Annotated in this window: 13 protein-coding genes; 11 read left to right on the top strand and 2 right to left on the bottom strand. The window is 29.8% G+C overall.

What is annotated here, in order from left to right:
• Positions 1 to 12 precede the first annotated feature (12 nt).
• The 5 genes from IM532_RS06645 to IM532_RS06625 all read left to right on the top strand — a co-directional run bounded on the left by IM532_RS06645 (position 13) and on the right by IM532_RS06625 (position 4,963).
• Entirely contained in the window at positions 13 to 969 is a 957-nt protein-coding gene (locus IM532_RS06645; protein WP_194182679.1) for an NAD-dependent epimerase/dehydratase family protein, read from the top strand.
• A gap of 65 nt (positions 970 to 1,034) precedes the next feature.
• Positions 1,035 to 2,393 carry an acyl-CoA dehydrogenase family protein gene (locus tag IM532_RS06640; RefSeq protein WP_194182678.1) on the top strand — a complete coding sequence of 453 codons (1,359 nt, stop codon included), beginning with the start codon at positions 1,035 to 1,037 and terminating at the stop codon, positions 2,391 to 2,393.
• A 418-nt stretch (positions 2,394 to 2,811) separates the two neighbouring features.
• A complete protein-coding gene (locus IM532_RS06635; protein WP_194182677.1) occupies positions 2,812 to 3,840 on the top strand; it encodes an aminoglycoside phosphotransferase family protein in 1,029 nt (342 codons plus the stop codon).
• Entirely contained in the window at positions 3,821 to 4,246 is a 426-nt protein-coding gene (locus IM532_RS06630; protein ID WP_194182676.1) for a RapZ C-terminal domain-containing protein, read from the top strand. Before IM532_RS06635 ends, IM532_RS06630 begins: the two co-directional genes overlap by 20 nt.
• 3 nt (positions 4,247 to 4,249) lie before the next feature.
• Positions 4,250 to 4,963: a nucleotidyltransferase family protein gene (locus tag IM532_RS06625; RefSeq protein ID WP_194182675.1), complete on the top strand. Its 714-nt coding sequence runs from the start codon at positions 4,250 to 4,252 to the stop codon at positions 4,961 to 4,963.
• A gap of 213 nt (positions 4,964 to 5,176) precedes the next feature.
• Here IM532_RS06625 and IM532_RS06620 read toward each other — a convergent pair whose 3' ends face one another.
• Positions 5,177 to 5,551, bottom strand: coding sequence for a YchJ family protein (locus IM532_RS06620; RefSeq protein ID WP_194182674.1), 375 nt, complete (start codon positions 5,549 to 5,551; stop codon positions 5,177 to 5,179).
• 30 nt (positions 5,552 to 5,581) lie between these two features.
• Positions 5,582 to 6,304: an RDD family protein gene (locus IM532_RS06615; protein ID WP_194182673.1), complete on the bottom strand. Its 723-nt coding sequence runs from the start codon at positions 6,302 to 6,304 to the stop codon at positions 5,582 to 5,584.
• Positions 6,305 to 6,399: 95 nt separating this feature from the next.
• On the opposite strand from IM532_RS06615, the gene IM532_RS06610 reads away from it, so the two are divergent.
• Genes IM532_RS06610 through IM532_RS06585 form a run of 6 tightly spaced genes read left to right on the top strand, consistent with a single transcriptional unit; the run spans position 6,400 to position 12,198 of the window.
• Positions 6,400 to 7,311 carry a stage II sporulation protein M gene (locus IM532_RS06610; protein ID WP_317172991.1) on the top strand — a complete coding sequence of 304 codons (912 nt, stop codon included), beginning with the start codon at positions 6,400 to 6,402 and terminating at the stop codon, positions 7,309 to 7,311.
• Positions 7,293 to 8,114: a hypothetical protein gene (locus IM532_RS06605; protein WP_194182671.1), complete on the top strand. Its 822-nt coding sequence runs from the start codon at positions 7,293 to 7,295 to the stop codon at positions 8,112 to 8,114. Before IM532_RS06610 ends, IM532_RS06605 begins: the two co-directional genes overlap by 19 nt.
• A complete protein-coding gene (locus tag IM532_RS06600; protein ID WP_194182670.1) occupies positions 8,104 to 8,742 on the top strand; it encodes a hypothetical protein in 639 nt (212 codons plus the stop codon). The genes IM532_RS06605 and IM532_RS06600 overlap by 11 nt, the downstream gene beginning before the upstream one ends.
• Positions 8,739 to 9,884, top strand: coding sequence for a hypothetical protein (locus IM532_RS06595; RefSeq protein ID WP_194182669.1), 1,146 nt, complete (start codon positions 8,739 to 8,741; stop codon positions 9,882 to 9,884). The genes IM532_RS06600 and IM532_RS06595 overlap by 4 nt, the downstream gene beginning before the upstream one ends.
• Entirely contained in the window at positions 9,881 to 10,870 is a 990-nt protein-coding gene (locus IM532_RS06590) for an AAA family ATPase (protein ID WP_194182668.1), read from the top strand. Before IM532_RS06595 ends, IM532_RS06590 begins: the two co-directional genes overlap by 4 nt.
• Positions 10,870 to 12,198, top strand: a complete 1,329-nt coding sequence (locus tag IM532_RS06585) for a DUF58 domain-containing protein (RefSeq protein WP_194182667.1) — start codon at positions 10,870 to 10,872, stop codon at positions 12,196 to 12,198. Before IM532_RS06590 ends, IM532_RS06585 begins: the two co-directional genes overlap by 1 nt.
• The last annotated feature ends 55 nt before the right edge of the window (positions 12,199 to 12,253 follow it).

Raw genomic sequence — 12,253 nt, 5'->3', positions numbered from 1 at the left:
AATATTTTTTGAATGGAAACCGAAACCATTTTAATTACTGGTGCATTAGGTCAAATTGGATCTGAACTTGCCGAAAAATTAAAAACTATCTACGGAAAAGAAAACGTAATTATTTCAGATATTCGTGATCCTAAAGAGGTGAACTACGATGGAATTTATGAAGTAATTGATGTTTTAGATACTGATCGTATAAAAGAAGTAATTGCAAAACACAACATTAAAACTGTATACCACTTAGCTGCTTTACTTTCTGGTACAGCAGAAAAAAATCCAATGTTTGGATGGAAATTAAACATGGATACTCTATTAACTTTCTTAGAACTTGCTAAAGATAAGGTTATTGATAAAATTTTCTGGCCTTCATCAATAGGTGTATTTGGACCAGATACGCCAAAGGATAATACACCTCAGAATACAGTTCAAACTCCATCTACTGTATACGGAATATCTAAGTTAGCAGGAGAATATTGGTGCAAGTGGTATCAAGAAAATCATGGGGTTGATGTACGTTCAGTTCGTTTCCCAGGTTTAATTTCTTGGAAAACACCAGCCGGTGGTGGAACTACAGATTATGCTGTAGATATCTATTATAAAGCAATAGAAGAAGGTAAATACACATCATTTCTAAAAGAAGGAACATATTTACCTATGTTATATATGGATGATGCAATTGATGCGATAGTACAATTAATGACTACTGATGCTGAAAAATTAATCGAGTTTAAATCATACAATTTAGGTGGTTTAAGTTTTGCACCAGAACATCTAGCGGAAGAAATTAAAAAACATATCCCAGAATTTGAAATTGATTACGAACCAGATTTTCGTCAAGCAATTGCAGATTCATGGCCATCTTCTATCGACGATTCTGTAGCTAAAGCTGATTGGGGTTACGCTCCAAAATTCTCTATAGAAAAAATGACAGAAACAATGTTAGAAAACTTAAAAGTGAAATTAGCGAAGGCTTAATTTTTCCACAACACAATATTTAGGAATGCTCTTTGATAAAGTTTTGGAAACCAAACCAAAAACTTATGTCAGGAGCATTTTTTAATACAGAAGGAATTTCTGCATTACTTCAACAACTCGATGTTAAAAAACTTGTTGAATTATCTAAAAAAATTGATTTAATACAAGTCGTAAAAAATCTCAATTCAATGGACGAAAGTCAATTGAATATGATGCTAAAAATGTTTAATCAAAAACCTAAGCATCGCGAATTACCTGAAATTGACGGCGATTTTTACGATGTTTTCCATACACTTTCTCCTGAACAGCGCGAATTACAATTAAAAGTACGCCATTTTATGGAAACCGAAATCAAACCTATAGTGAACGATTATTGGTTGCGAGACGAATTTCCCTATGAAATTATACCAAAACTTAGAGAACTTAATATTTGTGGACTTACATACGAAGGCTATGGCTGTCCCAATTTACCTTTTCTTATGGAAGGTGTAGTGGCCATGGAAATGGCACGCGTTGATGCGTCAATTGCCACTTTTTTTGGTGTACAATCGGGTTTATCAATGGGTTCAATTTATATGTGCGGATCAGAAGAACAAAAACAAAAATGGTTACCACAGATGCAAAATTTAGAAAAAATTGGAGCATTTGCCTTAACTGAACCTGAAGTGGGCTCAGGCGCAGCTGGCGGATTAACCACTACTTGCAAAAAAACTGATGAAGGTTGGATATTAAATGGGCAGAAAAAATGGATAGGAAATGCTACCTTTGCCGACCTTATTATCATTTGGGCAAGAGATGTTGACGATAATCAAGTTAAAGGATTTATTGTAGAAAAAGACAATCCAGGATTTTCAGTTGAGAAAATTAAAGGAAAAATGGCTTTACGTATAGTTCAGAATGGATTAATCACTTTGACAAATTGCATTGTGACCGAAGATAATAGATTGCAAAACGCAAACTCTTTCAAAGATACAGGCAATGTATTAAGAATGACGCGCGCTGGTGTTGCATGGATGGCTACGGGTTGTGCTAGAGGTGCCTATGAAAGCGCATTAGACTATACACGAAAAAGAAAACAATTCGGAAAACCCATTGCTTCATTTCAAATGATTCAAGGACATTTAGTTGAAATGCTTTCTAACCTTACAGCAATGCAAACTATGGTCTTTCGATTATCACAAATGCAAGATGAGGGAATTCTAAAAGACGAACATGCTTCTTTGGCTAAAGTATTTTGTACTATGCGCACCCGAGATATTGTTTCGAGAGCAAGAGAAGTAATGGGCGGAAATGGAATTCTTTTAGAACACGATGTAGCAAGATTCGTTGCCGATTCAGAGGCAATTTATTCATATGAAGGAACAAAAGAGATTAATTCCTTGATCGTTGGACGATCAATTACAGGTTTTAGTGCTTTTGTCTAAATTCAAATGTGGTGTTTGAAATACTTAAAAGGTCAACTTTGCAGAGTTGACCTTTTTTATTTTTAAGTTATTTTTATTGACATTCTATTTTGTATAACTTATGCCATCGGCAGATATAAGAGATGCTTTAGTTCAATTTTATTCTCATTCCACCAATTTTTATCACGAATTCCACCATCAAAAAAAGTTCCTGTAGCACTTACATTTTCATTTTTACGCCTTAATGTTTTACATTATTTAAATCATTGGAAATAATTTTTACAGTAATACAAGCTTGTAAAGTTATTACAATAAAAAGTAAAAGTATATTTTCACAAATAGCAGGTTTTATTAAATAGACGTTATAAAATGAGAAAGGTTACAAGTAATCCATTTTATGAAATGAAAGATTCGATGTAAATTGCAGAAAATTGTACAAATGGATTCAAAGATTATCGATTTTTTAAAAATGTATTATTCCCAAGAAGCATTAAATACAGTTACTTTATTAGCTGGTGGAGGATCTTCTCGTAAATATTACCGTTTTTGGGATCAAAATCAATCTTATATTCTCTCTGAAAGTAGTAATGTAGACGAGAATAAAACTTTTTTCAGTTATACCAAGCAATTGCAAACGATTATTCCTAATGTACCTACTGTTTATCATATCAATGATGATAAAACACTTTATACACAAACGGATTTGGGAGATCAGACTCTAATGAATCTTATCCAAGAAGATTTAGAAAATGCAAAACCATATTTTTTTAAAATTGTGGAGCAATTGGCTGAAGCACAAGTAAAAGGAGGAAAAATCATTGAATTTAAAGACGCTTTTTCTTACCCAAAATTGGACAAAACATTAGTATTAAGAGATTTATTCCAATTTAAATTTTATTTCTTAAATACAATAGGAATAGACTATAAACAAGGAAAATTAATCAAAGATTTTGACTTGTTTGCTTCTCAATTTGATAAATTATCACCAAAAGGATTCGTATTTAGAGACTTTCAATCGCGCAATATTATGATTAAAGATGAAAAACCGTATTTTATCGATTATCAAGGCGGATTATACGGTCCTATTTTTTATGATTTAGTTTCCTTAATTTGGCAAGCAAAAGCAAATTTGCCGCTTGATTTTAAAAAAGAACTTTATAATCATTACGAAGAAAAGATTAAAAAATTAGATACCAATGCGATTACAATTGATTCTCGTGTATCTTATGAATATTGTGTTGTTGCTCGATTATTACAAGTATTAGGCGCATATGGTTTACGTGGTTTGATTGAAAAGAAATCGCATTTTACGGAAAGTATTTCATTTGGTCTAGCTAATCTAAAAGCAATTATTGATTATCCTATTTTACAGAATTATCCAGAATTAAAACATATTATTAAAGTTCTTATCCAACCGGAAACATTAGAACGTATAAACCAAAAAATAAATGGCGAAATTAAACATTAACGTACGTAGTTTTTCTTATAAAAATGGAGGAATCCCAGCTGATCCAACAGGAAATGGAGGTGGATTTGCATTCGATTGTCGTGGTGTACTAAATCCAGGTCGTATACAAGAATACAAAACACAAACAGGTCGAGATGAGGCTGTAAAACATTATTTGGAAACCGAAACGAAAATGTTGGATTTTTTGAATGGCGTTTACCAAATCATTGATATCTCAATTGAAGATTATTTGAACCGTGGATTTGAGAATTTAGAAATTAATTTTGGATGCACAGGAGGTCAACATCGTTCAGTTTATTCTGCTGATGCTACTGCAAAACATATTGAAGAAAAATTTCCTGAAGCTCAAGTTACTATTCAACATGTAATTCAAGAAGCTAAAAACTGGATCAACGAAGGATACTAATTAATGAAAGCAATGTTATTTGCGGCCGGATTAGGTACGCGTCTTAAACCTTTTACAGAAAATCATCCCAAAGCTTTAGCTCCAGTCAATGGAAAACCTTTGTTACAACGAAATATCGAATACTTAATAGATTATGGAATTACGGAAATCATCATTAATGTTCATCATTTTGCGGATCAAATTATTTCGTTTTTAGAAGAACATAATTATTTTGGGATTGAAATTACAATTTCTGATGAAACTGATCAAGTTTTAGAAACTGGTGGTGGATTACTTAAAGTTAGAGAGCTTTTAACGGAAGATTTCATTGTCATGAATGTCGATATATTAACGGACTTAGATTTAAATGCTTTGATAAAAGCACACCAAACGCAAAATGCTTTAGTTACTTTGGCCGTTTCTGACAGAACCTCATCTCGAAAACTATTTTTCGATGAACAAAATACCTTGAAAGGTTGGCGAAACTTGAATACCAATGAAGAGATAAGCGCTATTGAAACGTTAGATCATTGTAAAGAACTTGCTTTTAGTGGTATTCATGTAATTCATCCAACTATATTTGATAAAATTACACAAAGAGGAAAATTTTCGATTATGAAAGTTTATATGGAATTAATGGCTCATGAAACAATTGTAGGTTTTGACCATTCGGGCGGAATTTTAATTGATGTTGGTCGACCATCTAGTGTGTTGGAAGCAGAAGAAATTTTTAAATAAAATATAAGCCGGATTGCTCCGGCTTTTTTGTATCTTAATTCTAAAATCTTTAAAACATTAAAATGAAAAAACCGAATAATGTTTACTTAATTCTGGGACTCTTATTTTTTATATTAGGAATAACAACTAAAAATTACTTCTATTTAGCTCCAGCAGTGTTATTTATACTTGCTAATTTCTTTAGAAAAGAAAAAACTAAATCAGAATGATTTTTTACAAATCAAATTTCCCATCCACATAATACCACTTCCCTCCTTCTTTTTCGAAGCCAGAAAGTTCTTCGTGCTCATAAAAATCACCTAAATTATCTTGGTAATAAGCTTTAAAGTGAACAAAATTATCCCATGCTTTTACAATAACTAATTTCAGCCAGGTATTTTGTTTTGACCATTGGTCTATTTCAGATTTTTGATGGTAAGGACGTTTACTGGTATGCGTTGTTTCAACCAAATAATCTGTGAGATTTAACGCGAAAGCAGTATAGCGAGAACGCATTAACAATTCTGGGGTTGAAGGATTTATTTCATCTAAATGAAAAGGTTCACAACAAACCGAATAATCTTTTCCTGAACAACAAGGACATTCCATTTTCTATATTTTTTTCTCAAAGGTAGCCTTTTACTTATTGCGATGAAAATGATAGTGATCTTGAATTATTCTTTGTATAAAATCTATAAAACCCATTCCATCACTTTTTACGCCTGTAATTTCTTCAATTTTACGCGTTAAAGCCTCTAATAATTCAAAATTATTTGATTTTAGAGCAGTTTGAAAATTATCGTTGATGATATTAATATCTCTATCAGATAATTTGGCTACTTCTGGAAATTTAATAAGATAATTTTCTGCAAGATCATTAAAAATAGTTTGATGCAAATCTAATTGTGGTTTTAAGCTAATTAAAACTGTATTGGCTGCTAAATCTCCTAAACGTTGTCCATTTTTATTAATTGCAATTGTAATAAAAGCTACAGCCCCAAAAGTTAAATTAATTTCAAAAATCCCAATAAGCCAACGTGCAAAATAATTGTAAAAAGAAGCTTTTTCTCCGTCCATCTGAACCACCCTAATTTTTGTAATCCATTTGCCGATCGTTTGCCCATTCATTAATGTTTCTAAAATTACTCCATATAATAAAACAGGAAGTGTAATTAGTGAATAAATTCCCAAATTTAACCATTCATCAGTAATTTTAAAATAAGAAATAAATTTATAAGCGACTATTAAATATGTAATTCGGATGATGATATCAATTATAAATGCTAAGATTCGTGATCCTAAAACAGAAACGTTGTATTCAATTTGTACGTTTTGTGGTGTATTGACTAGAAGTTTATTCATATATTTGAGTTAATCAAACGAACTACTAACACTTTATGCGCGAGGCTCATTTCATTGATAAAAATAAATCGAAATGGTTGAATATAGAAAATAATTTGAAAAATAAATCAAAGATTCATCCAGATATTTTATCTAATAATTATATCGAAATTACAAATGATTTGGCATATGCCCAAACCTATTATCCTCAAAGTAAAACTAAAGCTTACTTGAATGAGTTGGCATTGTTTGCTCACCAGAGCTTATACAAAGACAAAAAAATTGATCAAAATCAATTGATTGACTTTTTTCTATATAAAGTTCCAAAGTCAGTGTATACAAACCGTAAAATGCTTTTAATTTCATTTATAGTTTTTTCATTCTTTATTTTAATTGGACTTATTTCTTCTATATACGATGTCAATTTTGTACGTCAAATCTTAGGAAATGAATATGTTAATATGAGTTTGGAAAATATAAAAAAAGGAGATCCTGCCGCAGTTTATAAGGGAGGAAATGAATTAGGATCATTTCTAGGTATTACGATAAATAATATTCTTGTAGCTTTTTATGCATTTGCATTTGGAATTTTCTTTAGTATTGGAACAGGTTATATATTGATGCAGAATGGAATTATGTTAGGTGCATTTCATTATATGTTTTACCAAGAAGGGGTGTTAGGAAAAGCAATGTCAGGCATCTGGATTCATGGAACAATAGAAATTTCCGTTATTATTATTGCTGGCGGTTGCGGTCTTATGCTAGGAAATAGTTTTATGTTTCCTGGAACTTTAAAAAGAATCGAACAATTAAAAATAAAAACCAAAGAAGCAATAACAATTTTATTAAGCACAATTCCATTATTTATTACAGCAGGATTTTTAGAGGGATTTGTATCTAGATTATACGATGTAAATATTATTATCAGCTCAGGTATTATTTTAATTTCCTTATTTATTATGGTATTCTATTACATTGTTTTCCCTTATTCACAAGCAAAAAAATATAAATGGAAAATAAAAAACTAATCACAAAACCTAGGAATATTTCTGAGCTTATAAAAGATTATTTCATGGTTTTTTTTAATAATTGGAAAATTTTTATAGGATTTAATAGTATTACTGTTATAGGATTTTTTATTATTTATGCAACAAAAATTAACGACGTAACTATCGATAAAGTTTTAGGAGAATATGCTTTTAACAACATTATATATGTCGTATACTTTATACTTCCAGTAAATTTTATCACTACATTATATTTAACATTTATTAAAAACAAGTCGATTACAATCAATAATTTATACCACATATTTTCATCTAATTATTTTAAAATCACACTAGCAAACACCCTATTATGTTTAGCTCTATTTTTAATTAACATTGGAGTAAAATCTTCTTTACTAATGTTTCAATATCATACTATTTTTAATTTTATTATGATAGAATTTTTAGACACAATACTCTATTTTATAAGTATCATTATAATCTATTTATTGAATCCTTATAAGGCTAGATTAATCCAATATTTTTCAAAGGTTGTTATAAAATATATTGCTGCGTTATTTTTTCTACTAATTATATCGACATTATTACATAAAATCACATTCAATATATTAATAGAATTATTAGAATTAATCAATGAAAATAGTCTGATTTTTAATATAGATATGTTATATGAAGTAGGAAATATTTTAGTAGAATATTGCAACACGATGGCGACTTTTACCATCCTAATATACATCTATTATAATTTTACTTCCGAGGTGAAAAACGAATATAAACTAGATCAAATTAACCAAATACAAGGGCTAAAAAACGATGAAGACTAATTATTTTTTAATTCTTAATTTCCTTTCCGGATTTATTTTAGCAAATCAGAGTTCTACTGAATTTCAAGAATTACAAGAGAAATATAATTCGAAAACGTTTAATTACACAGTTGATCCTCCAAAAGATGAAACGAATTCGTTAAACTTAGATCCGTTAGCTAACTTACTAAGTTTAGTAAATTGGAACTTTGTGATGTATACCATTATCGGCTTATGCTTTTTACTTATTGTTTATACACTGTATAAAAGAGGTCTTTTCATGAAATATGATCAAAACAAATCCAATGAATCTGCTGTAAACCATTTCGATTACATTGAAAACAATTTACTTGAGATTAATCTTGAGGAAATGATTACACAGGCTATAATTGCTAAAGAATACCGCTTAGCAATACGATATTATCATTATTTGAATACACAGAATTTAGCCAAAAAAGGGTATTTTATATGGGATCCAAAAAAGACGAATGTTCAATTTATTACGCTGATAAAGCAAAGAAACATACAACAATTGTTTCAGGAAAATACACGAATATTCAACCAAGTTTGGTTTGGAAATTTTGAATTAGAAGAACAACAATTCAAAATTTATGAGAAGAGTTTTCAGCAATTAAATGAAGCACTATGAGAAAAAAACAACTTTTTGTACTCGTAGCAATTGTTGCCTTAATAATTGGATTATTAATTACTGCTTCAGTTTTTTCTAAAACTAAAACTGATTGGAATAAGAAGTTTGGGAAGGAAAATAAATCTCCTTTTGGATTTTATATTCTCTATAATGAATTAAAACAATTGACTCAAGCCAATAAAGTTTCAGAAATTAAAACTTTAGAAGAATTAAAGAACCTTGATCCTAAAACAGATATCATATTTTTTATCAATGAAAATCCAAATCAATCAACTGTGATTGTTGATGAAATTAATAAATTATATAAAAAACCTTTTACTATTTTCTACGCAGAAGAAAATCAATTCAACACCCTGCAAACATCTGAGAAACCAATAATCGTCCGAATTAAAGAGTTCTCTACAAATACCAATTATAATAGTTATACAAATAAAGCTTCTTTTAATCATACAATTCCAACACATAAAGCCTTAGGAACAGTAAGTATAAATGACTCAACATACACTAATTACTACCTTAACATCAATGGTAAAATGTTAGAATACACACATTTTGACCCAATTCTTTTTAGTAATTTTTATATTTTAAAAGAAAATGGTTATTTGTATACAAAAGAAGTTTTTAAACCATTAAAAGGTAAAAATATCTATTGGATAAATCCTAATCGTACATATACCCAGCCCAAATCTAGTTCAGCATTATCTTTCATATTATCTCAACCCGAACTAAAAACTGCTTGGTATATACTTGTATTTGCGTTGTTATTATATTTAATTTTCAAATCAAAGCGCGAACAGCAGTATATTCCTGTTGTGGAACCTGAGAAAAATTTGTCTCTAGATTTTGCAAATGTAATTGCTTCTATGTATTATGAAAGTGGAAAACCACATGATATAATTACTAAGAAAATCGATTATTTCTATCACACAATCCGTAAAGAATTTAACCTTTCTACAGAAAATATTTTTGATGAAAATTTTGTTTTTGTATTGGCTCAAAAAGCCCAAATTACAACAGAAGAAACTGTGGGAATTTTAACGGAATTAAAAAACTTATACGAGAATAATAAAACAGTTTTGAAAGATGTGCATCGCACGCATGAAATCATTGAAAACTATAAAAATAAAGCCCATATACTATGAGTACAACTGAACAATTTATGCCCTTAGAAAATCGGTTAAACACTGATGATATTCAACTTAAAATGAACGACATAAAAACCGAGTTACGTAAAGTAATTGTTGGTCAAGATGAAGTTATCAATCAATTAATTATTGCTCTATTATCAAATGGTCATTCATTGATAGAGGGTTTGCCAGGAGTAGCCAAAACAATGATGGCTAAATTATTAGCCAAAACAATACAAGCTGATTTTTCTAGAATACAATTTACTCCAGATTTAATGCCTTCTGATGTTACTGGTACATCTGTATTGAATATGCATACAAATGAATTTGAATTTAAAAAAGGACCCATTTTTTCAAATATTATTCTTATCGATGAGATTAACCGTTCACCTGCAAAAACGCAAGCAGCTTTATTTGAATGTATGTCAGAAAATCAAATCACGGTAGATGGAACAACTTATCTTTTAAATCCTCCATTTATCGTATTTGCAACACAAAATCCTATAGAGCAAGAAGGAACCTATCGCTTACCAGAAGCGCAATTAGATCGTTTTATGTTTAAAATAAATGTAGAATATCCAAATTTAGAAGACGAAATTACTTTACTTACTGAACAACAAAATCGTAAAAATATCAACAAAGAAAATTTAGTACAACCTGTTATATCTTCGCAAGAAATTATCGCATTTCAGCAACGTATCAAATCAATATATGTGCACCCTGATATTATCAAATTTATAGCGACAATTGTCTTTCAAACACGTACAGATCAAAATTTATACATTGGTGCTTCTCCTCGTGCAAGTATTGCAATTCTTGAAGCCGCGAAAGCTGCAGCAGCAATTGAAGGTCGTGATTTTGTAATTCCTGAAGATATTAAACATGTTGCCTATCCTATATTAGGTCATCGTGTAGTACTTGTACCTGAAAAAGAAATGGAAGGATATACTACCCAAAGTATTATTCAACAAATTATAGATCGTGTTGAAATACCACGCTAATGAAATGGATTAATTCAATCTACCTCAGAAACGAGCTATTTTATGCTTTATTAGGAATTGCGGCGCTATATATCGTTTCATTTTTCTTTCATTTTTTGTATCCAATTATTTCAATGATATTCGGAATTTTTGCGGTTATTTTATTTCTAGATTTCACCTTATTATTTTTCATAAAACCGTCGGTGATTACTGAAAGAATATATCCTGAAAGATTTTCTAATGGAGATGAAAATTTTTTAGAAATTAAAGTTAAAAATCAATATAAATTTAAAGTTAACATACGTTTAATAGAAGAGCTACCTGTTCAATTTCAAAAAAGAAATTTTAGTAAAATTTTAAAATTAAAATCGGATGAAGTTTCTTCATTCCAATATTCAGTGCGCCCTACTCAGCGTGGAGAGTATATTTTTCGACATTTAAATGCATTTATTTCATTTATTGGATTTTTTGAAAGAAGAATAATACAACAAGAAAAATTAACTATAAAAACTTACCCTTCATATCTAAAAATGCATCAATACACCTTGATGGCAACGACTAATAAATTGCATCAATTAGGTGTTAAGAAAATTCGTCGTATAGGTACAACAACAGAATTTGATAACATTAGAACTTATAGCACTGGAGATGAATATCGTTTTATCAATTGGAAAGCAACGGGTAAAACTCATCGATTAATGGTAAATCAATACCAAGAAGAGCGCTCTCAGCCTGTATATAATATCTTGGATTTGGGTAGATCAATGCGTATGCCTTTCAATCAAATGAGTTTATTGGATTATGCAATAAACTCAAGTTTAGTACTAGCAAATGTAACATTGGCAAAGCAAGAAAAAGCAGGGATTTTAACTTTTAATAAAAAAGTAGAGAAACATATAGTTGCAGATAGAAAAAATCATCAAATGCAAATGATTTTAGAATCGTTATATGGGGTAAATACCAATTTTGAAGAAACTGATTTCGGTCGTTTATACAGTTATACCAAAAAGCATTTAACGCAACGATCTTTACTTTTTATCTATACAAATTTTGAAACTTTAGATGCTCTAGAAAGACAAATTCAATATTTGAAATTAATAAAAAACAATCATGTATTGGTGGTAATCTTATTTAAAAATACAGAATTACAAAAGTTTATACAGCTAGCTCCCAAGGATACAATGAGCATTTACAGACACACAATTGCTGAAAAATTAAACTATGACAAAGAATTAATTATTCATCGCTTGCATCAATACGGTATACATACCATTTACACAGAACCAAATCAACTAACTCTAAACTCGATTAATAAATATTTAGAATTGAAAGCAAGAGGAATATTTTAAATTAATTAATGTAAAAATATTTGATTGCAAACTTAAACTCGATTACAAAATAGAA

This window comes from Faecalibacter rhinopitheci, from assembly GCF_015234135.1.
GTDB lineage: Bacteria > Bacteroidota > Bacteroidia > Flavobacteriales > Weeksellaceae > Empedobacter > Empedobacter rhinopitheci.
Note: the sequence above shows the minus strand (reverse complement) of the source record. Positions and strands in the feature narration are given on the sequence as shown.